Source organism: Syntrophaceae bacterium (assembly GCA_013177795.1).
Classification (GTDB): domain Bacteria; phylum Desulfobacterota; class Syntrophia; order Syntrophales; family UBA2192; genus UBA2192.
In genome coordinates, this window is record JABLXY010000002.1 from 996,337 (window position 1) to 1,021,782 (window position 25,446).

Here is a 25,446-nt window from a genome sequence, read left to right on the forward strand (position 1 = left end):
CCGGTGTGCTAGAGTGCTCCGCGAAAGGAGATGCGCTCATGCCTATCGAACCGGCGACCGTCTGCAACTGGGGCTGCTGCCCGCCAGCATCGAGGACTACGTGTCCCCCGAGGACCCGGTACGGGCCTACGATGCCTTCGTGGAGGCCTTGGATCTGCCGCAACTGGGCATCGAGGTGGACCCCAACCAGGTCGGCAACGCCGCCTACGATCCGCGCGCGATGCTCAAGCTGCTGGTCTACGGCTACTCCTACGGGGTACGCAGTTCCCGCAAGCTCGAACGGGAGTGCCACCACAACCTGGCCTTTGTGTGGCTGATGGCCGGGCTGAGGCCCGACCACAAGACCATCGCGGAGTTTAGGCGCAACCACAAGGCGGCCCTCAAGCAGGTGCTCCGGCACTGCGCCCGGCTCTGCATCAAGCTCGACCTAATCGCGGGCAACGTGCTGTTTGTCGACGGCACAAAGATCCGGGCCAATGCCTCACGCTACCGCAGCCATGACCGGGCCTGGTACGAGAAGAAGCTGGCCGATCTGGATCGGCGCATCGAGCAGCTGTTGCAGGACTGCGAGGCCATCGACCGCCGGGAGCGGCACATGGACTCGTACGTGGCGATGCGAAAGGACCTTGCCCAGACGAACACGCTCAAGGACCGGGTCCAGGAGGCCCTGCGGGGCTTCGAGGGAGGCAGCCACCGGCACGTCAACCTCACCGACCCGGACTGCGCCCTGATGAAGAGCGTCCAGGGCAGCCACGCGGCCTACAACGTCCAGTTGGTGGTGGATGACAAGCAGGGGCTTCTGCTGCAGGCCGATGCCGTCGAAGAGACCAGTGATGTCAACCAGTTCGCCCGGCAGATCGAGGCCGCCAACGCGCTGCTGGAGAGTCCCTGCGAGACGGCCTGCGCCGATGCCGGCTATGCCGACACGGCGGAGCTCGAGAAGATCGACCGCCAGGGGATCCGAGTGATCGTGCCTTCACAGCGGCAGGCGAGGAAAGAGCCGGAAAAGCCGTTCAGCAAAAGCCATTTTGCGTATGACCCAGAGCAAGATGACTACAGCTGCCCTGAAGGTCACAGGCTCCGGTATGAATCGACGGAAAAACGCACGGGCAAGCGGCACTACGTGATCACCGACGCGGCCATCTGCCACGCGTGCCGGCACTACGGGAGCTGCACCCAGGCGCGCAGGGGGCGCAAGATCATCCGGCTGCCCAACGAAGAGGTTAAGCTCAGGCTGGAGGCCCAGTACGAGGAGGCCGCCTCGCAGGCCGTCTACGAGAGGCGCAAAACCCGGGCCGAGCATCCCTTCGGGCACATCAAGCGCAACCTCAAGGTCGATGCCTTCCTGCTACGGGGGCTCGAGGGGGCGCGAGCCGAGGTCTCGATGCTGGCCAGTTGCTTCAATGTGGCTCGCCTGATCTCGCTGCTCGGGGTCAACGGGCTCATCGAGAGGCTCCGGGCCCTCGGAAGGCCCTGCTTCGCACCGGCATGAGGCTCAACGGCGCTCTTCAAGGGCCCTGAACCATCAAAACCTGCCCGACAGACCGTGCGCGGATAGACGTTACGGATATTTTGTTGTCAAAGAACGGGTAAACAACTCGTCCCTCGTCCCTTCTTGACTGTTGCGACACAGCCTCGAAAGGGGGGAGAGGGGTTTCGGAACCATTCACGTTGGCCACCAGACCATGAGAGACGGGTGTTCATGAGCGGGAAAACCAGAAGAAAGCTCTGGAGCGGGCGGTTCGGCGCCGAGACGGACCGCCTCGTCGAGGCCTTCACGGCGTCGCTTCTCTTCGACGCGAGGCTCTCCGACTACGACATCGAGGGCAGCATCGCGCACTGCCGGATGCTCGGGAGGCAGGGGATCATCCCGCCGGCCGATGCGGAGAGGATCATCGAGGCACTGGGCGAGATCCGGGAGCAGATCCGCTCGGGGGCGTTCCGGTTCGAGGCGGGCGACGAGGACATCCACATGGCCGTCGAGCGGGCGCTCATCGAACGGATCGGGCCCGCCGGCGGCAAGGTTCACACGGGCCGAAGCCGAAACGACCAGGTCTCCACCGACATGCGGCTCTACCTCCGGGCCGAGATCGGGGAGATCCTCGATCTCATTTCGAGGCTTCAGCAGACGTTCGTCGGCCTGGCGGAACGGGAGATCGACACGATCCTGCCGGGCTACACCCACCTGCAGAAGGCGCAGCCGGTGCTGCTGGCGCACTACCTGCTCGCCTTCCGCGAGATGCTGGAGCGCGACGCGCAGCGGCTGCGCGATTGCCTCGGGCGGGTGAACGTCATGCCCCTGGGCTCGGCGGCCCTGGCCGGCACCAGCCTGCCGCTGGACCGGAAATACACGGCGAAGCTGCTGGGCTTCCGGTCGATCGCGGCCAACAGCATGGACGCCGTCTCGGACCGCGACTTCGTCGCCGAGTTCGTCTTCGACGCGAGCCTGCTCATGATGCACCTGAGCCGCTTCTGCGAGGACCTCATCATCTGGTCTTCCGGCGAGTTCGGCTTTGTGGAGATCTCCGACGCCTACACGACGGGCTCCAGCATCATGCCCCAGAAGAAAAACCCCGACGTGGCCGAACTCATCCGGGGAAAGACCGGGCGGATCTACGGCAACCTCGTGCGGGTGCTCACGGTCCTGAAGGGTCTGCCCATGACCTACAACCGGGACCTGCAGGAGGACAAGGAGCCCCTCTTCGACACCGTCGATACCGTGAAGATGAGCCTCAGGGTTCTCACGGGGATGGCCGGCAACCTCTCGTTCAACCGGCAGCGGATGCTGGAGGAGGCCGCGAAGGGCTTCTCGACGGCCACCGACGTGGCGGAGTACCTGGTCACGAAGGGTGTCCCCTTCCGGGAGGCCCACGGGATCGTCGGGCGGCTCGTGGCCTACTGCATCGCCCGGGGCAAGGGCCTCGGGGAAATCAGCCTCCGCGAGTTCAGGAAGTTCTACACGGGATTCGATGAAGGGGTCTATGCGGTGATCCCGGTGCAGAAGGCCGTCAACGCACGGAAGACCGAGGGCGGCACGGCGAGGAAGGAAGTGCTCCGGCAGATCAACCGGGCGAAAAAACAGGCGAAAGGCGAAGGGCAACGGGCAAAAGGCAGAAAATGAGAAGAAGGCGCTTGTGGAGACGGGCCGCCGTCATTATAATCGGTCTCTTTTTGTTGATGGCCGGCGCGGCATGCGGGAAGAAGGGGGACCCCGTCCCGCCGGAGAAACCCAAAGCGAACACGATGGTCTACACGGCCGGACATCGTGGATGAGAAACTGTGCCGTCATCCGGATTTTGCCATTCCGCACAAGAGAAGCGCGATGCGGAATCCGGCATGTTCGGGAACTTCTGGATGCCCGCTCCCCGCCTCCGCGAGGACGAGCTTTGCGGGCATGACAACATTTCGGTCAATTTCCCGATTGAGACACAGTCTCTGAAGGCAACAGGCAGAAGACGGGCACCCTGTCCGATTCTCTTTGGCCCCATGCGCTTCGCCCGTGCCGTTTGACTTGAAGGAAAAACGATGAACCACTTCAGCTATCGTGAGGACAGGCTCTGGTGCGAGGACGTGCCCGTCGAGGTGATCGCCGAGAAGGTCGGCACGCCGTTCTACCTCTACAGCCACAGGACGCTGCTCCAGCATTTCCGGGTCTTCGACGAGGCCCTCCGGGATGTCCCACACATCATCTGCTACGCGGCCAAGGCAAACTCGAACCTCGCCATCCTGCGGCTCTTCGTGCGGGAGGGGGGCGGCGTCGACATCGTTTCCGGCGGCGAGCTCTACCGGGCGCTCCGGGTCGGGGCGGACCCCGCGAAGATCGTCTACTCCGGCGTGGGAAAGCGTATCGACGAGATCGACTTCGCTCTCCGCTCGGACATCCTCATGTTCAACGTGGAGTCATCCGAGGAGCTGGGGGTCATCAACGAGAGGGCGGGTCTGATGGGGAAGAAAGCCCGGATCTCGCTGCGCATCAACCCCGACGTGGACCCCAAGACGCACCCCCACATCTCGACGGGGCTGAAGTCCAACAAGTTCGGCATCAACATCGAGAAGTCACTCGACGAGTACCGCCGGGCCCGGACGCTGCCCCACGTGGAGATCGTGGGTGTCGACTGCCACATCGGCTCCCAGGTCACGCAGATCTCCCCCTTCATCGACGCGTTGGAGCGCTTGAAGAACCTCATCGGCCGGCTGGGGGAAGAAGGCATCGAGATACGCTACCTGGATCTCGGCGGAGGACTGGGGATCACCTACAATGAGGAGATGCCTCCCCACCCCGAGGAGTACGCACGGGCGATCGTCGACTCGGCGCGCGACCTGAAGGTGACCTTCATCTTCGAGCCCGGCCGCGTGATCGTCGGCAACGCGGGCATCCTCGTCTCGAGGGTCCTCTACACCAAGGGCAACGATGAGAAGAACTTCGTCATCGTCGATGCGGGGATGAACGACCTCATCCGGCCGAGCATCTACGGTTCCTACCACCAGATTCAGCCGGTGGTCCTGAAGGACCGGGGCACCTTTCTGGCCGACGTCGTGGGTCCGATCTGCGAGTCGGGCGACTTTCTCGCCAAGGGGCGGATGATCCCGAAGTTCGAGCGGGGCGACCTCATCGCCGTGATGAGCGCGGGCGCCTACGGGTTCTCCATGGCCTCGAACTACAACTCCCGGCCCCGGATCGCCGAGGTCCTCGTGAAGGACAGGACGTATCGCGTCATCCGCAGGCGCGAGACCTACGCGGATCTGGTCAGGGCGGAGAGGGTGCCGGCATATCTGAAATAACCCCCCCTCTTCCCCTTTTTCTAAGGGGGACGAAGGGGGATTCCATGGAGTGTCCATGATCGAGTTTTTCAAGATCCAGGGCAGCGGGAACGACTTCATCCTCATCGACAACCGGGAGAACGCCCTGCGGGATGTCGGGAGGATCGACGAGTTCGTCAGGACCGTCTGCCGGCCGCACACCGCCGTCGGGGCCGACGGGCTCATCGTGATCGAGCGCTCCGAGAGGGCCCACTTCCGGTGGCGCTTCTTCAACGCCGACGGCAGCGAGGTGGACATGTGCGGCAACGGCGGCCGCTGTGCGGCCCGGTTTGCCGTCGTCAAGGGGATCGCGCCCCCGACGATGTCCTTCGAGACCCGGGCCGGTCTCATCGACGCCGTGGTCTCGGGTGACATCGTCAAGCTGCGTCTCACGGAGCCGAGAGACCTCCGCAAGTCCTACCCGATCAACCTGGGCGGCACCGCCACCCTGGTCAGCAGCATAAACACGGGGGTGCCCCACGTGGTGGTCTTCGTCAACGACCCCGACGGTCACGACGTGGTCGGGATGGGCAGGGCCATCCGCTACCACGAGGAATACCAGCCGGCCGGGACGAACGCGAATTTCGCCCGCGTGCTCGACCGGCACCGGATCAAGCTGCGGACCTACGAGCGGGGCGTGGAGGACGAGACGCTGGCCTGCGGGACGGGCGCCGTGGCGACAGCCCTGATCGCCGCATGGACGGGACTCGTTGACAGCCCCGTCGATGTTCTGGTAAGAAGCGGTGAAACGCTCAAGATCCATTTCGAGAAGACGGAGAGGGGGTTCGAAAAGGTCTACCTGGAAGGGGGCACGACGGTTGTCTACCAGGGTCTCCTCTGGGACGAGGCGTATCGTACAGCCGGACGGTAAGAAGGTGAGAGGGTAAGAAACGGATGGGGAAACCTCTTGCCCTCCCGACTTCGTGCGGAAGACGGAAGGGCGAAAAAATAGGGTGGCGGCTTGACGCCGTCCGCCGACAAGCTTAGCGAGAAACGAGGAGGGTGCCATGGGAGCAAGGTTTGGAGGAGCGATCGTCGCGATCGTGACGCCGTTCAAGAACGGAAAGGTGGATGAGGGGGCTCTCAGGGAACTCATCGAGTTCCAGATTGCCAACGGAACCGACGGGATTGTCCCCTGCGGGACGACGGGCGAGTCCCCGGTTCTGTCCCACGAGGAGCACGACCGGGTCATCGAGATCACGGTGGACGCCGTGAAGAAGAGAGTCCCCGTCATTGCCGGGACCGGCTCCAACAGCACCGCGGAGGCGCTGCGTCTGACGAAGCATGCGTACGAGGTGGGCGCCGATGCCGTGCTCATGGTGAACCCCTATTACAACCGGCCCACGCAGGAGGGGCTCTACCTGCACTACAAGCACATCGCCGAGAACGTGCCCATCCCGATCATCATGTACAACATCCCCAGCCGCACGGGCGTCAACATGGAACCGGCGACGATGGCCCGGCTCGCGAAGGAATGCAAGAACATCATCGGCGTGAAGGAGGCGGCAGGCTCCCTGCAGCAGATGCAGGACATCATGACGGCCTGCGGACCGGACTTCATCGTCGTATCGGGCGACGACTTCTTCACGTTCCCGCTCCTGTGCCTGGGCGGCCACGGGATCATCTCCGTCGTCTCCAACGTGGCCCCGGCGGACATGGCGGCGCTGGTCGACGCCTTCGCGGCGGGCGATATCAAGAAGGCCAGGGAGCTCCACTACAAGCTCACCCCCCTCGTGAAGTCGCTCTTCATCGAGACGAACCCCGCGCCCGTGAAAGCGGCTCTCGCCATGATGGGGAAGATCCAGTACGAGGTCAGGCTTCCCCTGGCGAAGCTCTCCGATGCCAACTACGAAAAGCTCAAGCAGGCCATGAAGACATACGGGCTCATCAAGTAATCAACGCGCCTCGTCCGACCGTGGAGCCCGTCTGCAGAGCGGGCTCCACGTGTATGGGGAGGGCAAAAGGCGAAGGGCTAAAAGCGAAAGGCAAGAAAGGAAGGGGCGCTATGGTGAAGGCAATCGTCATGGGTGCAGGAGGGAAGATGGGCGGCCGGATCGCGTCCATCATCAATGCCACGGACGGCATCGAGATTGCGGCCGCCGTCGAGAAGGCGGGACATCCCCTCATCGGTCAGGACGTGGGCGAGACCCTGGGCTTGGGAAAGAAGGGGGTCCCGATCGCCGCGGGCCTCGAGACGGTCATCGGGAAGGGCGACGTCGTCATCGACTTCACCCACCACGATGCCTCGATGGAGCATCTGCGGATCGCCGCCGACAGCAAGAAGGCCATCGTCATCGGGACGACGGGCTTCACGGCCGAGCAGATGGCGAAGATCCGGGAAATCGCGCCGAAGACGCGGACCGTCCTGGCCCCCAACATGAGCGTCGGGGTCAACGTCATGTTCAAGGTGCTCGACTACGTGACGAACATCATCGGCGAGGACTTCGACATCGAGATCATCGAGGCGCACCACAACCTCAAGAAGGACGCCCCGAGCGGCACGGCGATGCGGATGGCCCAGATCATCGCGGCGGCCCTGAAGCGGGATCTCGACAAGGAGGCCGTCTACGAGCGCAAGGGGATGATCGGGGCGCGGACGAAGACCGAGATCGGCATCCAGACCGTGCGGGCCGGCGACATCGTCGGCGAGCACTGGGTCATCTACGGCGGCCTCGGCGAGCGGCTCGAGTTCATCCACCGGGCCCACAGCCGCGACAACTTCGCCAAGGGCGCCGTCCGGGCGGCGAAGTGGATCGTCGGCCAGCCCAACGGGTTCTACGATATGCAGGATGTCCTCGGATTGAAAAAATAGGCACGAGGTCCGAGGAACGAGCGACAAAGCAGGAAAATCCCCCTTCCTCCCCCTTTACAAAAAAGGGGGAAAGGGGGGATTTCATGAAAGAACGCTGATTCGGAAGGAGAGGAAACTTGCAGATTGCCGAGAGACTGTCGAAAATCCCCCCTTATCTCTTCATGGAGCTGCGCAAGAAGATCAACAAGGCGAAGGCCGACGGCGTCGACGTCATCAGCCTCGCCATCGGGGACCCCGTGGAGCCCACGCCGGAGGGTGTCGTCGACGAGCTCTGCCGGGCGGCCCGGATCCCGGAGAACCACCGCTACCCCACGGACGAGGAGAAGGGCATGTACGCCTTCCGGGAGGCCGTGGCCGCCTGGTACAGGGAGCGCTACGGCGTCGACCTGAACCCCGCCGACGAGGTCCTGGGGCTCATCGGGTCCAAGGAGGGCTGCCACCACTTCATCTTCGCCTGCACGAACCCGGGGGACATCGTCCTCATGACGGACCCGGGGTACCCGGCCTACCGGGCGAGCATCCTCATGGGCAACTGCGAGCCCTGGTCCATGCCCATCCTGCCCGAGAACGACTACTTCCCCGTCTTCGAGGACATCCCCAAGGATGTCGTCAAGCGGGCGACGGCCATGTTCCTGAACTACCCCAACAACCCCACGGGGGCCTGCGGGTCGCGGGAGTTCTTCAGGAGGGCGGTGGCATTTGCGAAGGAGAACGACATCGCCATCTGCTACGACAACCCTTACAGCGAGGTGGTCTTCGATGGGCAGGAGAGGCTGAGCTTCCTCTGCGTCGACGGCGCCAAGGACGTGGCGGTGGAGCTCAACTCCCTCTCGAAGCCCTACAACATGACGGGCTGGCGGATCGGCATGGCCATGGGGAACCCCCAGATCATCGCCGCCATCAGCAAGGTCAAGGAGAACACCGATTCGGGCATCTTCAATGCCGTCCAGTTCGCGGGTATCAGGGCGCTCAAGGAGGAAAACGGGAACATCACCCGCATGCTCGAGATCTACCGCAAGCGCCGGGAGCTTGTGCTCGAAACCCTCCGGAAGATCGGGATCGACTTCAAGGCCCCCAAGGGGACCTTCTACCTCTGGGTTCCCGTCCCGAAGGGCATGACCTCCCTGGAGTTCACCGATAGGCTCTTCGAGAAGACGGCCGTCGTCGTGGCTGCGGGACCCGCCTACGGGAAGTACGGCGAAGGGTTCATCCGGATTTCCCTGACTGTGCCCGACGCGCGCCTGCAGGAGGCCATGGCCCGGATCGAGAAGGAATTTGCGAAGTAAAGTGCTGAAATGTCCTTCCGCTCAGACTGTTCAAAAATGCCCAGATACAAGGCGCCCGACTTCCCGAGGAGCGAGGCGTACTTGGGCGTACGTTGAGCGAGGAGGGACGAGGGCAACGCCGTAGATGGGCGTTTTTCAACAGTCTGTAATATGCTATCTCGGCATCGGCAGTAACCTCGGCGACCCGGTGCAGAACTGCCGGGAGGCGCTTCGGCGGCTGTCGTCTCTGAAAAGCTCGGCGGTGCTCCGCCGGTCGTCCCTGTACCGGACCGAACCGGTCGGGATGGAGACACAGGGCTGGTTTGTCAACGGCGCCGTGGAGATCCGGACAGCCCTGACGGCCCTGCAGCTTCTCAAGGCCCTGCAGTGGGTCGAGCGCGCCATGGGCCGGGGGAGGGCCGAGCGCTGGGGCCCTCGGGTGATCGACATCGACATCCTGCTCCACGGCCAGGAAATCGTGAACACAGAAGCCCTGGTCGTGCCCCACCCGGAGATGCACAAACGGCGGTTCGTCCTCGAGCCCATGAACGAGATCGCGCCTTACGCCATCCACCCGCTGTACGGCGTCTCGATGAAGGGGCTTCTCGACCGCCTCGATGATCACCACGCCGTCGAGCGGCTCGACGCAGACTGGTAGCGAGCATGTATCGAATCATCGTCATCGGCATCATCCTCATCCTGGCGTATCTCCTGCTGAAGAGATTTCTCTTTCCGTCGGGCCGCATCGACGACCGGAGGCGCGACACGCGGAAGATCCCGGGGGAAGACCTGGTCGAGGACCCGCACTGCCACACCTATGTGCCGGTCAGCGAGGCGTACCGGGTGAGGATGGGCGGAAAAACACTTTATTTCTGCAGTGAAGAGTGCTACAGAAAATTCCGCGACAAGGGCGGCCGCATTCCCGACTGAACCCCCTTCTGACTGAACCGCTTTCGCACCCGATGGGATAATCCGCAATCATTTCAATTTGTTGGAGGCTGCATGAAGTTTTTCATCGACTCGGCCAATATCGGCGACATCAGGGAGGCGTTGAGCCTCGGCATGTGCGACGGCGTGACGACGAACCCGAGCCTGGTGGCGAAGGAAAAGAGGCCGTTCGATGACGTCGTCCGGGAAATCCTTGCGGCGGTGCCCGGTCCCGTGAGCCTCGAGGTGGTGAGTCTCGACGCGGCGGGCATGGTGGCGGAGGCCAAGAAACTGGCCGAGCTGGGCGGCAATGTCGTCATCAAGGTCCCCATGACGACGGAGGGTCTCAAGGCGACGAAAATCCTGTCGGGGGAGGGCATCGACGTGAACCAGACGCTCGTCTTCTCCCCCGTCCAGGCCCTGATGGCGGCCAAGGCGGGCGCCGCCTACGTGAGCCCCTTCGTGGGCAGGCTCGACGACGTGGCCCAGAACGGGATGGAACTCGTCGAGCAGATCCTCGGCATCTACGACAACTACGGGTTCACCACCGAGGTCATCGTGGCCAGTGTGCGTCACCCCATGCACGTGCTGAAGGCGGCGATGCTGGGTGCCGACATCGCCACGATCCCCTTCAGCGTCATCGCCCAGCTGGCGAAGCACCCCCTGACCGACACGGGGATCGAGAAGTTCCTGGCGGACTGGGAGAAGGTCCCGAAGTAAAAACGGGGTCCGCGATGGAAAAGGCCGTGCTGCTCATCGACATCCTCAAGAGGTATTTCGACCGGCTGCCGATACGCGCAGAGAACCGCAGGATTCTGAACCTGCCCAACGCCATCACGGTGCTGCGCATCGGGATTCTCCCGGTGCTCTTCCTGGTCCTGCTCGAGCCGGGAGAGGGCATGAGTCTCGCCATCGCGATCCTCTTCATCCTCGCGGCCCTGACGGACCTTCTCGACGGCTACGTGGCGCGGCGATACAACATCGTGACGCGCATCGGGAAGCTCCTGGACCCCATCGCCGACAAGATCATCATGAGCACGGCCCTGGTGCTCCTCATCCCGATCGGGCGTGCCCCGGCGTGGGTCGTGGCGCTGATGATCATGCGGGATTTCGCCGTGGACGGGCTCCGGAGCATGGCCGCAGCCGAGGGCCATGTCATCGAGGCGAGCCGGATCGGCAAGTACAAGACGCTCTGCCAGATCGTCGCCGTCTCGGCCCTCATCATCCACTACCCCATCTACGGCATCGACGCGTCGAGCATCGGGACGGTGTTTCTCTATGTCGCCCTGGTCCTATCGCTGTGGTCCGGGTTCGACTACCTGGTGAAGTTCTACCGCACCACCCTGGTTTAGCCGTTTATCCTTTGACCTTTGTCCTTTTTCCTTGCCAGAATGCGTCCGCCTCGGCGTAGCCCTCGATCATCGTGCGCTCGATGGCGAGGCGCGTCTCCTCGAACCCCTTCTCGTCGAGACCCCTCGGCACGAAGATGAAGTCGCCGGCCCGCAGCAGGACTCGGGTGAACGGCTTGGGGATCATGAAGCGGTCCCAGCTGTTGAAGACCCAGGGGTTCTCGTAGGAGATATAGCCCGGGCAGATGGCCGCGCCCGTCTGCGACGCCAGGGCGACGAGCCCCGGCTTGACGACGCGCGGGGGTCCCTGGGGGCCGTCGACGATGTGGCCGCTCATCCGGTACTTCTCGACGCCGGCGATCATCTCCTGCAGCGCCTTCTTGCCCCCCCGGGAACTCGAGCCCCGCACGGGAACCCAGCCGATCCGGGCGACCACGTCGGAGACGATGTCGCCGTCGCGGCTCTGGCTGATCATGATGCAGGGGTTCATGCCGAAGATCCTCGGCACCCAGAAGCCGGTGAAGAACCGCTGGTGCCAGCAGGCGAAAACAAGGGTCCCTCCCTTGGCGATGTGCTCCCGCACCCTTTCGATGCCCTCGGGAATGACCCGTATCGTCTTCGCGTGCAGGCTGCAGGCGTGGTAGCCCACCGCGGTGAGGAAATTTCGGGCGATGAAAAACTTGATGTCCTTGACGATTCCCATGGGTACACTCTGTTAACCCCGAATCCCGTCCCGTTCAAGAAAAAAAGAGCGAAACAGGGCCCTTTGACCTTGAAAAGAGGCGTGCCTTTGGGTATCTTTCGTGCGCATCGCCGGATCGGAGAAAGACGGCCATGGGGGGAAAACGGGATCAGCGTTTCGGACAGCTCGTCGTAGATTTCGTCAACGCGCCGGGTCCAGAGGAGGCCGGGATTGCCTTCATCCGGGGCGCGGCGAAGGCCTTCGGCTACGGCCCCGGGTTTCTCGCGAAGGCCCTCGATCGATACCCGACGCTGGAGCGCTTCACGAAGGCCCTGCCGGCCGATGACAGGGAGCTCGTAGACCTCCTGCTCGAGGAACGCAGGCTCCTGTCCGTCATCAACAACCTGCCCTGCAACATCTCGCTTGCCTCCTACGATTACGATGGGAGCCGAGAGCTCCTGTTCAAGATCCAGCCGCTCGAGCCGAGGTGGGACTGCGAGAACCCCTACGAGGAGGACGACGTCCGGATCGCCGTGGGGACGGAAGGGGATTCCTGGCTCGACGACGTGGCCGAGATGTTCGACGAGCGGGCCCCGCTGACGGAGGAAATGGACGAGGTGAAAGGGCGGCTCCTCGAGTGCATGAAGGAGTACGTCAGTCTGGGGGACCGCATTCTTGCGGTCCGGAGGGCGTTTGCCCCGGAGAAGTCGCACGAGGCGCAGAAGTGGGCCGCCTACCACAGCCGCATCGAGGCCGAGCAGGAGGTTCTCGCCGAGCTGCTGGAACGCTGGAGAGCGACCCTCGGGGAGGTCGTCGAGGCCGGGGACCTGTCCCGGTGCCAGGCGCTGCTCGATCTGCTCGTGGTCTACAACGTGGTGAACCGCCGGGAGCTGGCCGTCGGCGAGGACGGGGCCATCTACGAAAAGCCGCTTTTCCAGGAGAGCTATTTCACGGAACGCGCAGGTCTTGCCGACGAGTACTACCACAACGTGCTCGTCTATGCCTTCGTCGAGTTTCTCAAGGTTGCCGGGAACCGCGCCAGACTTCGAAAATGCCCGCACTGCGGGGCGTTCTTCATCGCGGCCGCGGGGAAGAATTGCGGGAGATGCCGGGGAACAAGGCGGCCGGCAGCCGGTCGCAGGTAAGAGCGTTCCCCCTCGTTTTTCCCGTCATCAGTCCTGAATTTAGGGCGGTTTCCGCCATTTCCCTCGCCTCTGTTGCTGCTGCGGATGGGCTAGACCAGGGCCAGGGCGGTCAGCGCAAGCGCCGCCATCGCCGCCGCGGTGATGTCCATCCCCGCCAGCGGCACGATCAGCAGGCTCGCGGCGACGGAACCGGCGCAGCCGCCGAGCAGGTCGGCTGCATAGAGCGGCGAGACGGCCCTCTCCTGGCCGGAGGGCCATCGGAGAGAGGAGAAGGCGAAGACGCCCGCCACGAGGAATCCTGCCGCGGCGAGAAGCCCCGACGTCTCCCCGAGCCCCGTGAACCGGCCGGTGCGGGCCTGGAAGAAGACGAGGGTTCCGAGCACCGCGAAGCCCGTTATGAAACCGAGCCCACATTGCCGGCCGATCGCGCGGTATCGTGACCTGCCGCGGGCCGCTGCAGCGAGGGCGAGGGCGCCGGCCGAGAGGCCCGCCATGAAGGCCGTGATGAGGACGCCCAGGTCGCGGAACAGGACACCGTGACGGGTCTGGTACTGGAGGATCAACACTGTCTCCAGAACCATGCCGGCGAAGCCGGCGATGCCGACGAGCAGGGCCCCGCGCCAGGCGGGCGAGCGGCGTGACGCCATGAGCAGCAGGACGAGCAGCCCCGCCGCCGCGCCGATCGACGTCCGGTTTGCATTCACGAGCTGCTCGATCTGGCCGAAGCCCAGGCCCTTTGCGGCCGGGAAGAATTTCGACAGCCACAGCAGGGCCGTGAGCTGGTAGCAGATGGGCCGCGTGTCGGTGTTCATCGGGGCACGCTGCGTCCGCAGGGTCTCGCGCACCTCGAAGAACCGGTCGTTGGTCAGGAGGTACCGGATGAAGGGCTCCGAGATCAGGCGGCTGCGCAGCCCGCGCTCGCGGTACCGCTCGATCAGGATCCGGGGGTCGTCCGGAAGAGGTGCGGCCGATGCGGTGAACACGTCCGTGTCCCCCGGGAGGACGAGAACGTTCTCGAAGGACGAACGAAGGGCGGCGTGGATGCTCAGCGCCCGTTCCGTCATCTGCGGCGTCCAGCGGTTTTCGGAAGACGGGACCCGCAGGGCGACGACACCGCCCGCCTCGAGCCGGTCACGGCAAAGCCGGAAAAACTCGGCGGTGTAGAAGCGGTTGGCCTGGCCCGACGAGGGCTCGGGCATGCCGATGAGGATCAGGTCGTAGCGGCCCCCGGCCTGCAGGAAGCGCCGCGGGTCGTCCGTGATGATCCGCACGCCCGGGCTCTCCAGCGCCGCCCGCCTCTGCGGGGGCAGGTGCGCCCGGACCGTCTCGACGAGGCCGGCGTCGATCTCGACGCTGTCCACAGCCGCCGGCCCGTGCTTGAGCGCCTCTTCCACGGTGCCCTCGATCCCGCCGCCCAGGATGAGGATGCGCCCGGGCCGCGGGTGCTGAAGGGCAGCGAGGTGGACGAAATGCTCAGCCTCGGTCCCCTCCGTCTCGAAGGCCAGGGCGTTGTTCAGGAACACCGAGACCTGGGTCTCGCGCTGCGAGATGCTGACCCGGCCGTAGGGCGTGTCCCGGCTCACGATCAGCGACGGGTGATCCCACCGCGTCATCGCCCGGTCGATCATCGGGGACAGGGCGAGACCGAGCAGGAAAATGCCGCAAAGGCCGGCGGCGGCCTGACGGACACGGCTTTGCCGGGGGCCCGCCGCGATCAGCAGGGGTGCCGCGGCGGCGATGAGCGAGCAGGCCAGGGAAAGCGCGAAGTTCTGGACCCCCCCGTGGATGCCCAGCGAGGACAGGAGCCCCCCGGCGATCCCCCCTGCGCTCTCGATGGCGTAAGCGGCCGCGACGGTGCGTCCCCCCGTCACGAAGAGCCCTGCCGCCCGGCGAAAGAGCCATCCCGATACAAACCCCGCCGGCAGCAGGGTGGCGAGGATCGTGGCGATCTGTTCGCCGAAAGGAAGGTAGGCGCCGGGGACTCCGCCGAGAAGCATGCGGCTTGACCGCGCCGCGGCCGCGGCCAGGGGGACGAGGGCAGCGAACAGGAAAAGGGGGACGGCGAGGAGGCCCGCCCGGGGGATGCGGGGCGAGCGGCACAGCAGGGCCCCCAGGGCCGTTGCCGCCAGCCACGCCCCCAGGGCCAGGATGTAGACGAGCTCCACCCCGAAGGCGGCCACGTTGAGCTCCCGCAAGAGAACGACCTGGGCCGCGATCGAGACGAGCCCGACGATGAAGAGAACGGAGCTCATCGGGCCTTCTGGAGGTCCGTCTCGCTGAAGACCTCCGCCTGGAACGTGAGCATCCGCGCGCCCTGCTTCCAGCTGCCGGCGGGCAGCCCCGCCTTCCGGCAAAGCTGGTCCAGCATCTCCTCGCGACCCCAGCCCTGCTCCGTCGCGACCTGGGGCAGGAACACCGCCGAGCGGCCGTCCTTCTGCAGGATGACGCCGTCGCGCCCCACGACGATGTCCTCGGCACCGGACACGGGCGCGGGGCGCGTGAGCACCGAGATCTCGATCTCGACGTCCCGCAGCTCTTCGTGCCGCAGCGGCCGGAAACGCGGGTCTTCCAGGGCCGACTTCAGGGCCACGGACCCGACGAGCCGGTAGAGCGGCTTTTCGGGGGTGATCTCGCCGATGCAGCCGCGGAGCTCCCCGCGCTTCTTGAGCGTCACGAACAGGCCCCGTGTCTGTTCGAGGGCGGGCGAGGGGTCGCGCGCCAGGGGGGCCGTCCTGGTCGACAGATACCGGTCGATCGTCTCCCGTGCCAGTGCCAGCAGCGCCTCGCGGTCGGAGGGGTTCAGGGGCCCCCCGGCGGCGGCCTGCTTCGCCGGGGTTCTCCCGGGCCCGCCCGCGGCCGTTTGGCCGGAGCCCAGGGCCACGGCGGCGTAGCCCACCACCTGTCGCTGATCCCCGAGGACAGTGTCGCCCGAGTGGGCATAGCTCACCAGGGTGCCGCCTGTGGCGCCGAGCTCCCTGGCGGCGGCCATGGCGGCCATGACGGGCGCCTCGCCGCAGACCCTCGTGGCGAGGCCGGGGATGTTGCGGTCCGATGCGGTGTGCACGGCGGCGTGGAAGCGCGCGGGGTCCATGGGGAGCACGGCCTGCAGCGTCTGGTGGTCGATCATGGGGGCATGGGCTGCCGACGGGTAGTGCGAGAGGTCGGTGCTCGCCACGATCAGCGCGTTTCGGCCCTTGACCACGCGGGCCAGGGCCTTGCCGAAGCGCCGGCACATCTCGACGTCCGCTTCGCCCACGACGGCAGGCACGATCTTCGCCTCCGGGAAGAGCACCTGGACGAAGGGGACGACGACCTCGACCGAGTGCTCCCGGGCGTGGATCGATGCGTCGAGCGTGCAATCGGGGCAGCTGGCCAGCAGGGCCTCGACGAAGGCCCCGTCGATGGCGGCCTCGCCCAGCGGCGTGCGGAACCCCCGCCCGGGGTGAATCCCCACCTTGCGGAACGAGGAACTCGTGTGATTCGTGCCCAGGATGACCACGGTCTCGTAGCGGCGCCCTCGCACCTGGTTGAACCCGTCGGCGCAGATCTGCCCCGAGAAGACGTAGCCCGCGTGGGGGACGATGATCGCGACGGGGTCCTTGGCGACGGGCGGCACGGCCTCGGCCATGTACTTCTCGACGGCGATCCGCAGGGCCGGGGCCGACTCGGGGTAGAACCGGCCCGCCACGGCAGGCTCCCTGAGCGGCCCGTCGGCCCGATCGGCGGCCTGGCACGCCGAGGGCAGGAGGAGCAACGGGATGAACAGGGTCAGCCAACAACGTTTGCGTCTCTTCATGGCAACCTCGCTTTTGCCGCGAAGCGGCGTTTGAAGCCAACGGCGGGCGGATTTTACTTTTCCGTTCTTTCTTCGACTGTGGGCCGTAGACTGTCGACAGCCTGCTTTCAAACGAAGACCCCGGCGATCTTTTTCCCGCAGTACCCGCATCGGCCGCCCTTCACGTGCATCTCCTCGACGAAGAACTGCGTCCGCCGGATCACCTCTTTCCTGCAGGACGGGCAGTAGGTGCTGTTGCCCGGGTGGCCAGGCACGTTGCCCACATAGGCGTAGCGGATGCCGCGGGACAGGGCCATCGCCCGGGCCCTCTCGAGGGTTGCCGTGGGCGTGGGCGGCAGGTGCGGCATCTGGTAGTCGGGGCGGAACCGCGTGAAGTGCAGGGGCACATCGGGGCCCAGCTCGCCCATGACCCAGTCGCAGAGGCCGGCGATCATGCTGTCCGCGTCGTTGAGGGTGGGGACGACGAGGTTGACGATCTCCAGGTGCACGCGGCTCTTCGCGATCTGCCGGATCGTGCGGAGCACGGGCTTCAGCTCGCCGCCGCAGGCATTGCGGTAAAAGCTCTCGCTGTAGCCCTTCAGATCGACCTTGACGGCGTCGAGGGCCTGGCAGATCTCCGCGAGGGCGCCCGTGGCCATGTAGCCGCAGGTCACCATCGTCGATCGGATGCCGCGCAGGCGTGCGGCGCTCGCGATGTCGAGCAGGTACTCCGTGAAGACCAGCGGCTCGTTGTAGGTATAGGCGATGACGGGCGCCTTGCGGGCACGGACCGACTCGACGACCGCGCCGGGCGGGGTGAAGCGGACGCGAAAGTCTTCCGGCGAGGCCTGGGATGTCTGCCAGTTCTGGCAGAACTTGCAGCGCAGCGGGCAGCCCGTCGTGCCGATCGAGTAGGCCTGTGAGCCGGGCAGGAAATGGTAGAAGGGTTTTTTCTCGATGGGGTCCACGTGGACGGAGACGGGCCGCCCGTAGACGAGGCTCCGCATCTCGCCTCCCACGTTCATTCTCGATCGGCACAGGCCCCGCTGCCCGTCGGCCAGCAGGCACTCGCGCGCGCAGAGGCGGCACTGGACCCGGCCGCCGCCCGCGCCGGACCAGAAGCGGGCGCGCGGTGCCTCGCGGACCAGCTCGTCAGCCCGGTCCCCAGCAAGCGCGGTCCCACCCAGGATGTCCAGGAAGGGTCGGAGAGCCGCGGGCTCCGACAGGACGAGCCCTGAGCCGCCCAGCGCCGGCGCCAGCCGTGCCAGGGCCTGCATGAATTCGCGCCGGGAGATCATGATTCATTTTCAATGTTGCAGGGATGCTGTCAAGTGTAATGTGCGGGCCTGTCCGCGGCAGAGCCGACAGCCAATCGGTTCCCTTCGCCGCTTTTCGTCGGTCGGTTGTGTGCTGTCTCCTGTCGGCCTCTGTGCCTGCGGAAGGGTGCGGGAAGCGGGTGTGAACGGATTGCTGTCAAAAAAAGATGTTCCAGAAAAGGGTTCCCTCGGTGTCGCGGACACTGTAGACCTTCCTCCACGTGGTGCCGGCGCTCAGGCTGCCGTTTGCCCCGTAGGCGAAGCTGGCCTGGAGAGAAAGCTCAAGATCGTTGTGGGAATCTCCGAAGCAGTAGTAGATGTCCCTGCCGGAGAGGTGAAGTTTGAAGCCGTCTCCGATGCTCCGGAGCAGTCCGGCCGACCCGCCCGCTCCCACGGCCCACCGCTCCTTCGAACGGCCGCCGAGATTTCCCTCGGCCTCGGCCATCACGTAGACGAGGCCTGCGAACGGGATCTTCCACGCAAGCCCCGCCCCCGATGAGAGGTCGTAGAGGAGGTGGTCCGTGCCGTCCTCGCCGAGTCTCTGGCGCAACCCCGTCCGCACCTTCCAGGAGACGGGCGTGAAAAAATCGTCCCGGGGGGATATCGAGACGATGTCGATGAGATCGAGGTTCTGCAGCTTCGGCCGCTCGCTCTCGAAGTAGTACCGAAAACCGATTTCCGTGAAGAGAATCTGGTTCCCCTCGACGTAGCCCCTGTCGTCGTCCATCAGCCCGTGATAGGCCGGGCGCAGTGTCATCCCGACAAACGAGTCGTTTTCCCGGAGACCGGCCCCGAGCGAGAATCGGTTCGAGAGGTGTCCCTCGTCGGGCCGGTGAGGGGTGGGGATGTCGTAGACGCCTTTGCCCGATGCGCCCATGCGGCTCCGTGCTCCCAGGATCTGGAGAAACCGTTCGTTGAAGGTGTCGTTGGGAATCTCCTTCTTCGCGTAGAGGTACTGGAGGTACTCGGCGGCCAGGTCGGCCGTGACGGTTTTGCGTTCCAGAGGGACGTCGGGATCGGTTAGTCGCTGCGCCGGGGTTTCCCCGCGCGCAACGCTGCGCGCCTTGAGGCGCTCTTCTTCATGCAGCAGTGACGCCAGGTAACGGACCCGGCTTGCCCGGGAAGGGCGCCAGGCCGTGTCGACGACAAGCCCGTTGACCTGGGCCACGCGGACCGTGTCGAGCGGGATCACCCAGGGGCGGCATTCGTCCGTGAGGTGCAGTCCGGGCCGTCCCGCGTCCAGCAGGAAGAAGAGTACGTAGGAGCAGTTCTCGTCGAAGAAGAAGTAGTCCGACCGGATCTGGTCCATCTCGTAAGCGTGCATGAGCAGGCGCGAGATCTCGTCCCGAGTGAAGTTCAGCCGGTACTCCCAGATGTCCCGCTGCTCGATGTCATTGTACTCCTGGAGCTTCGTGTAGTAAGGCATCATCGAGAAGTAGCCGGGGTAGAACCCGAAGAGGCCCTTGACGGCAAAGAAGGGGCCGAAGGTCTCCGTCGTCACGGCGGTGTAGTTGATGGCCCAGGCGAGCAGCCGGCTGCCGTGGGCGGTGTCGACCGTCAGGAGCGTGTGACCGAACATGGACGCGGGACTGTTGATGTGGGCCGAGGGGAAGATGAGGCTCACCGACTCGGGACGGACGTCGTTCAGGATGTCTTTGAATCGCCTGCACTCGGGAACGGGCAGCCTGGCCGCGTCGACGGCCAGCTGTTCCTTGAGCCAGGCCGCGCGCGCGATGAAGCGGCAGGCCGCATGCTGCGTCTCATCCCCCGGTGGCTGGAACAGCGCCAGGATCGTTGCCTCCATCTCGGCCGCCGGGTCGTGCTTCCCGGCGGGGGACAGGAAGAATTTTGGGTCGTCCACGAGGCTGCGCAAGCCCGTCATGCCGGGCTTGTAGTGCAGAAGCGTGAGCCAGTAAGGGTCTTGAGAGAGCTTCAGGCCCCGCGCACGCTCGATGAGGGTTTCCGCGTAGGGGTCCGCCTCTGCGAACAAGGGTGGGCCAAGCGGAGCCAAGGCCAGCCAAAGGAATAAAAAGAAGGGGATGCGACGTATGCCGTTGAGCCGCATCCCCGATCGATTCATGGTCCCCAACCCGTTACAGGTACGTCACGAAGGGTTCCAGGTTCTTGATCACGTCGATGTGCGTGACCTTGTCGGACGTGTAGATGTTGGAGAAATTGGCCTGGAGACGGCCATAGAAGTCGGCGCGGCTGCCCTCGGGCACTCCCGCCAGAACGGCCAGCGTGTTGAGGTATTCGCCGCTGCCGCGGGCGATGTCCCGGGCCAGGTTGTCCATGTTGTCCGCCACGAATTCCTGGAGCTTCTGGTTGGAAGCGAAAGTCGCGGGCCTGTCGCAGTTGGAGGTTCCGGACGTGATTCCGAAGGTCCCGTTGCCGAACGTCCCGTTGGTGGTGACGGCAAAGGTCTGTGAGACGAGTCCGTTCTGGTCTGCGAAGATCATCGAGCCCAGACCGCAGCCCGTGTTCTTCTGGTTCAGGGTGGCCGCCACAGATGTGCCGGCAGACAGCATGAACGCGGAGACAACGACGAGAACAACTACTTTTTTCATGGGCATCTCCTCCTTTTGATGATGAGTTTTTTGTATCACGGGGCCCCCGGCTTCTCAACGTAAAAAATCGGCGGGCGTGAAAATACGGCAACCGGGAGGGTCCTCTCTCCTAAGAAACAGCCGTCTCGTTTTCCCTCCCTCGACGGGAGTGGATCAAGGGGAGGGTAAATGACTGCATGCCCCCTCTCCCTCGCCCTCTCCCGCCAGAGGCTGTGTCGCAATAGGGAGTAGGGGCTGAGTTCTTTGACAAAAAAATATCCGTAACGCACCTCGAAGGATCGCCAACCCCGGCCCGGTGTGCTAGAGTGCTCCGCGAAAGGAGATGCGCTCATGGCCTATCGAACCGGCGACCGTCTGCAACTGGGGCTGCTGCCCGCCAGCATCGAGGACTACGTGTCCCCCGAGGACCCGGTACGGGCCTACGATGCCTTCGTGGAGGCCTTGGATCTGCCGCAACTGGGCATCGAGGTGGACCCCAACCAGGTCGGCAACGCCGCCTACGATCCGCGCGCGATGCTCAAGCTGCTGGTCTACGGCTACTCCTACGGGGTACGCAGTTCCCGCAAGCTCGAACGGGAGTGCCACCACAACCTGGCCTTTGTGTGGCTGATGGCCGGGCTGAGGCCCGACCACAAGACCATCGCGGAGTTTAGGCGCAACCACAAGGCGGCCCTCAAGCAGGTGCTCCGGCACTGCGCCCGGCTCTGCATCAAGCTCGACCTAATCGCGGGCAACGTGCTGTTTGTCGACGGCACAAAGATCCGGGCCAATGCCTCACGCTACCGCAGCCATGACCGGGCCTGGTACGAGAAGAAGCTGGCCGATCTGGATCGGCGCATCGAGCAGCTGTTGCAGGACTGCGAGGCCATCGACCGCCGGGAGCGGCACATGGACTCGTACGTGGCGATGCGAAAGGACCTTGCCCAGACGAACACGCTCAAGGACCGGGTCCAGGAGGCCCTGCGGGGCTTCGAGGGAGGCAGCCACCGGCACGTCAACCTCACCGACCCGGACTGCGCCCTGATGAAGAGCGTCCAGGGCAGCCACGCGGCCTACAACGTCCAGTTGGTGGTGGATGACAAGCAGGGGCTTCTGCTGCAGGCCGATGCCGTCGAAGAGACCAGTGATGTCAACCAGTTCGCCCGGCAGATCGAGGCCGCCAACGCGCTGCTGGAGAGTCCCTGCGAGACGGCCTGCGCCGATGCCGGCTATGCCGACACGGCGGAGCTCGAGAAGATCGACCGCCAGGGGATCCGAGTGATCGTGCCTTCACAGCGGCAGGCGAGGAAAGAGCCGGAAAAGCCGTTCAGCAAAAGCCATTTTGCGTATGACCCAGAGCAAGATGACTACAGCTGCCCTGAAGGTCACAGGCTCCGGTATGAATCGACGGAAAAACGCACGGGCAAGCGGCACTACGTGATCACCGACGCGGCCATCTGCCACGCGTGCCGGCACTACGGGAGCTGCACCCAGGCGCGCAGGGGGCGCAAGATCATCCGGCTGCCCAACGAAGAGGTTAAGCTCAGGCTGGAGGCCCAGTACGAGGAGGCCGCCTCGCAGGCCGTCTACGAGAGGCGCAAAACCCGGGCCGAGCATCCCTTCGGGCACATCAAGCGCAACCTCAAGGTCGATGCCTTCCTGCTACGGGGGCTCGAGGGGGCGCGAGCCGAGGTCTCGATGCTGGCCAGTTGCTTCAATGTGGCTCGCCTGATCTCGCTGCTCGGGGTCAACGGGCTCATCGAGAGGCTCCGGGCCCTCGGAAGGCCCTGCTTGCACCGGCATGAGGCTCAACGGCGCTCTTCAAAGGGCCCTGAACCATCAAAACCTGCCCGACAGACCGTGCGCGGATAGACGTTACGGATATTTTGTTGTCAAAGAACGGGTAAACAACTCGTCCCCTCTTGACTGTTGCGACACAGCCTCCCAGGGAAGCGGGTGTTCTTCCCATCGAAAACTCCGTCCCCAGGACGGGGTTCGTGGCTCGCAACGAAAAAAGGCCCGCCGGTGTGGCGAGCCTTTGTCTGGTTGCATGGTAGGCGGTACTGGATTTGAACCAGTGACTTCTACCGTGTGAAGGTAGCACTCTCCCGCTGAGTTAACCGCCCGTGTGGCAATCCTATAGCGTAATGGAACCCGTTTTTCAAGCGGAAAAAGCGCTTCAATTTTTTGTTGACAAGAGACGATCTTTTGTTCATATTTCTGCTCTCTTTCACAGTGAGCGGGCGTAACTCAGCGGTAGAGTGCTACCTTGCCAAGGTAGACGTCGACGGTTCAAATCCGTTCGCCCGCTCCAGTCTACAGCGGCGGCATAGCCAAGTGGCTAAGGCAGCGGTCTGCAAAACCGTTATTCACCGGTTCGAATCCGGTTGCCGCCTCCAGATAAAGAATGCAGGGGCTGCGCGACGGCGCAGCCCCTTTTTTTCCCCCCGGTAATCGTCTTGCCCCCCGAAAGGGCGGATGTTCCGTCGGCCGGGCTCCGCCCTGGACGCGCTCAGAAGGGAACCCGTCTCGACCGGCTCGGTGCGCGGGGGTCGGTTTGCGCCGCAGCCGGTTTCTGGGGCGGTTTCTGAAGGGTCTCGATCGCCTGGCGGATCTCCCGGGCCCGGTCGCTGTCGGCCGGATAATGGCCGAGCGCCGCCCGGTAGTGGAACAGTGCGCTGTCCTTTTTGTTCCTGTTCTTGAAGTAGGTCCCGAACCAGTAGTGCGACTCCCCGGGGTTGTCCAGCTTGCCGTACGCCGTGGCGAGGCCGTAGTGGATCTGGTCGTCGGCGACCCCCGCGGCGAGCGCCTTGCGGTACACCTCGAGCGCCGTGATGGTATCGCCCGTCTGTTCGTAGGCCCTCCCCAGGTAGAGGGCCGTCTCCGCGTCGGCATCGTTCACCTGGTAGGCCTTCCGCAGGAACTGCGCCGCATCGGGGTAGTTGCCCGCCAGGTAGGCGATGACGCCGGCGTCCCGCAGGATTTCGGGGTCCTCCGGGGCGAGCCGCAGCGCCGCGCGGATGTTCGCCTCGGCGTCTTTCGTATGCCCCAGCTTGGCCTGCACCACGGCGATCCCGTACAGGGCGTTGACGTCGGAGGGGTTTTTCTTCAGCTCCTCCCGGAACCGCGTGAGCACGGGCTCGAGATTCCTCTCCTCCATCAGCATCTCGACCTGGATCCGCCTGAACCCTCCCACGATGCTGTCCTTGCCGGGCGAGGTGTAGCGGGCCTCCAGGAGGTTGTCGAGGTAGCGGATGCGGTCGCTCGTCCCCGGGTGGGTGAGAAAGTAGGAGGGGACGAGGTTGGAGTAATACTCGTGGCGCCGCATGAGCTTCATGAAGTCCACCATGCTCTTCGGGTCGTACCCCGCAGCCGCGAGGTAGGCCATCCCCGCGCGGTCCGCCTCCTCCTCGAACTCCCGGCTGTATTGAAGGGCCAGCGTCTGGGCCCCCGCCACCGTGCCCATGGCCACCGCCGCACCGGCCCCGCCGCCCCCGCCCAGCAGGGCCCCCGCGATGACGCCGGCCACGGCAGCCATGTTGAGCTTCTGCGACTTTTCGATCATCTGGCTGATGTGCCGGTTGTTGGCGTGGCCGATCTCGTGGGCGATCACGCTGGCCAGTTCGCTCTCGTTTTCCGCCAGGGTGATGAGGCCCCGGTAGATATAGATGTAGCCCCCCGGCGTGGCGAAGGCGTTGATCGCCGAGCTGTTGATCACGTGGAAGGTGTAGTCGAAGGGGACCATCTGCTGGTTGGCCAGGATCTGGGCGCCGATCTTGCGGACGTAGTCGACAACCTTCTGGTTCTTGGAGAGGGCGTTGGCCTTTTCCAGCTTTTCGTAGATCTCGCGGCCGAGCTTTTTCTCTTCCTCGATCGAGAGGCCCGCCGCGCCCGACGTCAGGGGGAATGCGGACAGGGACAGGAGGATCGCCAGAACAAGGGCCAGGCAGGCGCGAGGGGTCGTCTTTCGGTGATGTGTCATTTGATTCCGGAACCCCGCTGCGTCGTACCGCAATCGGGGCCAGGCTCCTTGCATGCCCTGAACGGCGGAGGCCGCCGCGCAGGTTATTCGCGGATCATTATAGCCGCTTTCCATGGAGAATCAAGCGGATGTTCCGGCGGCGGGCCCGGAGGATTGCTGTTGACAAGCGCCACCCGGTGGTATAGAGAAAGAGGCGGCAGGGGCCCGGCACCGTCAGGGACCCTTTTGCAGAGATTCCGGCGAGGCGTCGGGGGCCCCGGGTGCCCGGCAACGGTCGTGGTGGGCATTGCAGAAAAAAGAACGGATCCACTCGAGAACCATAACCGTCAATTCCTACGAGATCGACGACTCGTCCCTGCTGGTCGAAGGCAGCCTGGTGGACGAGCGTTTCTTTCCCTCGTTTTACTACAGCAGAAGCGAGTTCCTGGACCCGGGGATCGTCCACGACATCCGGGTCGAGATGAAGGTAAGCCTCCCCGCGCTCGAAATCCGCGAGGCCCATGCCCGGATGCGCAAGATTCCCATCGGGGAATGCCTCGGCGTCGAGTCGAGCGCCGAGAAGATCGTCGGTCTGAGAATCAGGCCCGGCTTCTCCCGGGCCCTGAAAGAGAGGCTCGGCGGCACGGCGGGCTGCCTGCACATGACGACGCTTCTCTACCACATGGGGGCGGCGGCCGTGCAGGGCATGTGGGCGGCCCTGAGCCGGAAACGGGAGGGAGGCGGAACGAGGACGCTCGACTACGACCCGGACATCCTGAAGAACAGCTGCTGGCTGTGGCGGGAAGACGGGCCCTTCTTCGAGAAGGTGAAACGCCTGCGGGGGGAAAGAGAGAAGAAAGCGTAGACG

20 protein-coding genes, 3 tRNA genes and 1 pseudogene are annotated in these 25,446 nt (G+C 64.6%); 16 read left to right on the forward strand and 8 right to left on the reverse strand.

The window, feature by feature from the left end; all coding sequences use genetic code 11:
- The first annotated feature begins 13 nt into the window (after positions 1–13).
- From HPY67_09625 to pgsA, 11 genes are all read left to right on the forward strand, one after another.
- Positions 14–1,492 (forward strand): IS1182 family transposase, encoded by a 1,479-nt coding sequence (locus tag HPY67_09625; protein ID NPV04978.1) that lies wholly within the window; start codon positions 14–16, stop codon positions 1,490–1,492.
- Positions 1,493–1,702: 210 nt separating this feature from the next.
- Complete coding sequence (gene argH / locus HPY67_09630; GenBank protein NPV04979.1) at positions 1,703–3,121, forward strand: argininosuccinate lyase; 1,419 nt, start codon at positions 1,703–1,705, stop codon at positions 3,119–3,121.
- A gap of 404 nt (positions 3,122–3,525) precedes the next feature.
- Positions 3,526–4,782 carry a diaminopimelate decarboxylase gene (gene lysA, locus HPY67_09635; GenBank protein ID NPV04980.1) on the forward strand — a complete coding sequence of 419 codons (1,257 nt, stop codon included), beginning with the start codon at positions 3,526–3,528 and terminating at the stop codon, positions 4,780–4,782.
- 55 nt (positions 4,783–4,837) lie between these two features.
- A complete protein-coding gene (locus tag HPY67_09640) occupies positions 4,838–5,671 on the forward strand; it encodes a diaminopimelate epimerase (GenBank protein NPV04981.1) in 834 nt (277 codons plus the stop codon).
- Between the two features lie 136 nt (positions 5,672–5,807).
- Positions 5,808–6,695, forward strand: a complete 888-nt coding sequence (locus HPY67_09645) for a 4-hydroxy-tetrahydrodipicolinate synthase (GenBank protein ID NPV04982.1) — start codon at positions 5,808–5,810, stop codon at positions 6,693–6,695.
- A 110-nt stretch (positions 6,696–6,805) separates the two neighbouring features.
- The gene (locus HPY67_09650; GenBank protein ID NPV04983.1) at positions 6,806–7,612 is read left to right on the forward strand and encodes a 4-hydroxy-tetrahydrodipicolinate reductase; all 807 of its coding nucleotides are present in this window, start codon (positions 6,806–6,808) and stop codon (positions 7,610–7,612) included.
- A gap of 116 nt (positions 7,613–7,728) precedes the next feature.
- Positions 7,729–8,898 carry an LL-diaminopimelate aminotransferase gene (locus tag HPY67_09655; protein NPV04984.1) on the forward strand — a complete coding sequence of 390 codons (1,170 nt, stop codon included), beginning with the start codon at positions 7,729–7,731 and terminating at the stop codon, positions 8,896–8,898.
- Between the two features lie 124 nt (positions 8,899–9,022).
- Positions 9,023–9,535, forward strand: a complete 513-nt coding sequence (gene folK, locus HPY67_09660) for a 2-amino-4-hydroxy-6-hydroxymethyldihydropteridine diphosphokinase (protein NPV04985.1) — start codon at positions 9,023–9,025, stop codon at positions 9,533–9,535.
- A gap of 5 nt (positions 9,536–9,540) precedes the next feature.
- Positions 9,541–9,807: a YHS domain-containing protein gene (locus HPY67_09665; protein NPV04986.1), complete on the forward strand. Its 267-nt coding sequence runs from the start codon at positions 9,541–9,543 to the stop codon at positions 9,805–9,807.
- Between the two features lie 72 nt (positions 9,808–9,879).
- Positions 9,880–10,524 (forward strand): fructose-6-phosphate aldolase, encoded by a 645-nt coding sequence (gene fsa / locus HPY67_09670; GenBank protein ID NPV04987.1) that lies wholly within the window; start codon positions 9,880–9,882, stop codon positions 10,522–10,524.
- Between the two features lie 92 nt (positions 10,525–10,616).
- Positions 10,617–11,156 carry a CDP-diacylglycerol--glycerol-3-phosphate 3-phosphatidyltransferase gene (gene pgsA / locus HPY67_09675; protein NPV04988.1) on the forward strand — a complete coding sequence of 180 codons (540 nt, stop codon included), beginning with the start codon at positions 10,617–10,619 and terminating at the stop codon, positions 11,154–11,156.
- Between the two features lie 4 nt (positions 11,157–11,160).
- Here pgsA and HPY67_09680 read toward each other — a convergent pair whose 3' ends face one another.
- The gene (locus HPY67_09680; protein NPV04989.1) at positions 11,161–11,856 is read right to left on the reverse strand and encodes a lysophospholipid acyltransferase family protein; all 696 of its coding nucleotides are present in this window, start codon (positions 11,854–11,856) and stop codon (positions 11,161–11,163) included.
- Positions 11,857–11,987: 131 nt separating this feature from the next.
- On the opposite strand from HPY67_09680, the gene HPY67_09685 reads away from it, so the two are divergent.
- The gene (locus HPY67_09685; protein NPV04990.1) at positions 11,988–12,980 is read left to right on the forward strand and encodes a hypothetical protein; all 993 of its coding nucleotides are present in this window, start codon (positions 11,988–11,990) and stop codon (positions 12,978–12,980) included.
- Between the two features lie 89 nt (positions 12,981–13,069).
- Here HPY67_09685 and HPY67_09690 read toward each other — a convergent pair whose 3' ends face one another.
- From HPY67_09690 to HPY67_09710, 5 genes are all read right to left on the reverse strand, one after another.
- Complete coding sequence (locus HPY67_09690; protein ID NPV04991.1) at positions 13,070–15,232, reverse strand: hypothetical protein; 2,163 nt, start codon at positions 15,230–15,232, stop codon at positions 13,070–13,072.
- Complete coding sequence (gene amrB / locus HPY67_09695) at positions 15,229–16,776, reverse strand: AmmeMemoRadiSam system protein B (GenBank protein ID NPV04992.1); 1,548 nt, start codon at positions 16,774–16,776, stop codon at positions 15,229–15,231. The genes HPY67_09690 and amrB overlap by 4 nt, the downstream gene beginning before the upstream one ends.
- A 107-nt stretch (positions 16,777–16,883) precedes the next feature.
- Positions 16,884–18,053, reverse strand: coding sequence for an AmmeMemoRadiSam system radical SAM enzyme (gene amrS / locus HPY67_09700; protein NPV04993.1), 1,170 nt, complete (start codon positions 18,051–18,053; stop codon positions 16,884–16,886).
- 175 nt (positions 18,054–18,228) lie between these two features.
- Positions 18,229–20,061: a DUF4105 domain-containing protein gene (locus HPY67_09705; GenBank protein NPV04994.1), complete on the reverse strand. Its 1,833-nt coding sequence runs from the start codon at positions 20,059–20,061 to the stop codon at positions 18,229–18,231.
- 103 nt (positions 20,062–20,164) lie between these two features.
- On the reverse strand, positions 20,165–20,638 hold the full coding sequence (locus tag HPY67_09710) for a DUF3015 family protein (GenBank protein NPV04995.1): 474 nt from the start codon (positions 20,636–20,638) through the stop codon (positions 20,165–20,167).
- Between the two features lie 330 nt (positions 20,639–20,968).
- Here HPY67_09710 and HPY67_09715 point away from each other — a divergent pair.
- Positions 20,969–22,387, forward strand: a pseudogene (locus HPY67_09715) (IS1182 family transposase).
- A 281-nt stretch (positions 22,388–22,668) separates the two neighbouring features.
- Here HPY67_09715 and HPY67_09720 read toward each other — a convergent pair.
- Positions 22,669–22,743, reverse strand: a tRNA-Val gene (locus HPY67_09720).
- Between the two features lie 113 nt (positions 22,744–22,856).
- On the opposite strand from HPY67_09720, the gene HPY67_09725 reads away from it, so the two are divergent.
- Both HPY67_09725 and HPY67_09730 read left to right on the forward strand, forming a co-directional pair.
- Positions 22,857–22,931 (forward strand) — tRNA-Gly (locus tag HPY67_09725).
- A gap of 9 nt (positions 22,932–22,940) precedes the next feature.
- A tRNA-Cys gene (locus HPY67_09730) sits at positions 22,941–23,016 on the forward strand.
- 113 nt (positions 23,017–23,129) lie between these two features.
- Here the strand turns inward: HPY67_09730 and HPY67_09735 are convergent.
- Positions 23,130–24,599, reverse strand: a complete 1,470-nt coding sequence (locus HPY67_09735) for a M48 family metalloprotease (protein ID NPV04996.1) — start codon at positions 24,597–24,599, stop codon at positions 23,130–23,132.
- Between the two features lie 286 nt (positions 24,600–24,885).
- Between HPY67_09735 and HPY67_09740 the strand changes: the two genes are divergently transcribed.
- On the forward strand, positions 24,886–25,443 hold the full coding sequence (locus HPY67_09740) for a DUF2889 domain-containing protein (GenBank protein ID NPV04997.1): 558 nt from the start codon (positions 24,886–24,888) through the stop codon (positions 25,441–25,443).
- Positions 25,444–25,446 lie beyond the last annotated feature (3 nt).

Excerpts from the sequence above, each read along its gene's own strand:
- HPY67_09710 (NPV04995.1), bottom strand. The coding sequence starts at position 20,638 with ATGAAAAAAGTAGTTGTTCTCGTCGTTGTCTCCGCGTTCATGCTGTCT.
- HPY67_09735 (NPV04996.1), bottom strand. The coding sequence starts at position 24,599 with ATGACACATCACCGAAAGACGACCCCTCGCGCCTGCCTGGCCCTTGTT.
- HPY67_09685 (NPV04990.1), top strand. The coding sequence starts at position 11,988 with ATGGGGGGAAAACGGGATCAGCGTTTCGGACAGCTCGTCGTAGATTTC.
- HPY67_09665 (NPV04986.1), top strand. The coding sequence starts at position 9,541 with ATGTATCGAATCATCGTCATCGGCATCATCCTCATCCTGGCGTATCTC.
- HPY67_09690 (NPV04991.1), bottom strand. The coding sequence starts at position 15,232 with ATGAGCTCCGTTCTCTTCATCGTCGGGCTCGTCTCGATCGCGGCCCAG.
- HPY67_09680 (NPV04989.1), bottom strand. The coding sequence starts at position 11,856 with ATGGGAATCGTCAAGGACATCAAGTTTTTCATCGCCCGAAATTTCCTC.
- HPY67_09645 (NPV04982.1), top strand. The coding sequence starts at position 5,808 with ATGGGAGCAAGGTTTGGAGGAGCGATCGTCGCGATCGTGACGCCGTTC.
- argH (NPV04979.1), top strand. The coding sequence starts at position 1,703 with ATGAGCGGGAAAACCAGAAGAAAGCTCTGGAGCGGGCGGTTCGGCGCC.
- lysA (NPV04980.1), top strand. The coding sequence starts at position 3,526 with ATGAACCACTTCAGCTATCGTGAGGACAGGCTCTGGTGCGAGGACGTG.
- fsa (NPV04987.1), top strand. The coding sequence starts at position 9,880 with ATGAAGTTTTTCATCGACTCGGCCAATATCGGCGACATCAGGGAGGCG.
- HPY67_09640 (NPV04981.1), top strand. The coding sequence starts at position 4,838 with ATGATCGAGTTTTTCAAGATCCAGGGCAGCGGGAACGACTTCATCCTC.
- amrS (NPV04993.1), bottom strand. The coding sequence starts at position 18,053 with ATGATCTCCCGGCGCGAATTCATGCAGGCCCTGGCACGGCTGGCGCCG.
- folK (NPV04985.1), top strand. The coding sequence starts at position 9,023 with ATGGGCGTTTTTCAACAGTCTGTAATATGCTATCTCGGCATCGGCAGT.
- amrB (NPV04992.1), bottom strand. The coding sequence starts at position 16,776 with ATGAAGAGACGCAAACGTTGTTGGCTGACCCTGTTCATCCCGTTGCTC.
- HPY67_09650 (NPV04983.1), top strand. The coding sequence starts at position 6,806 with ATGGTGAAGGCAATCGTCATGGGTGCAGGAGGGAAGATGGGCGGCCGG.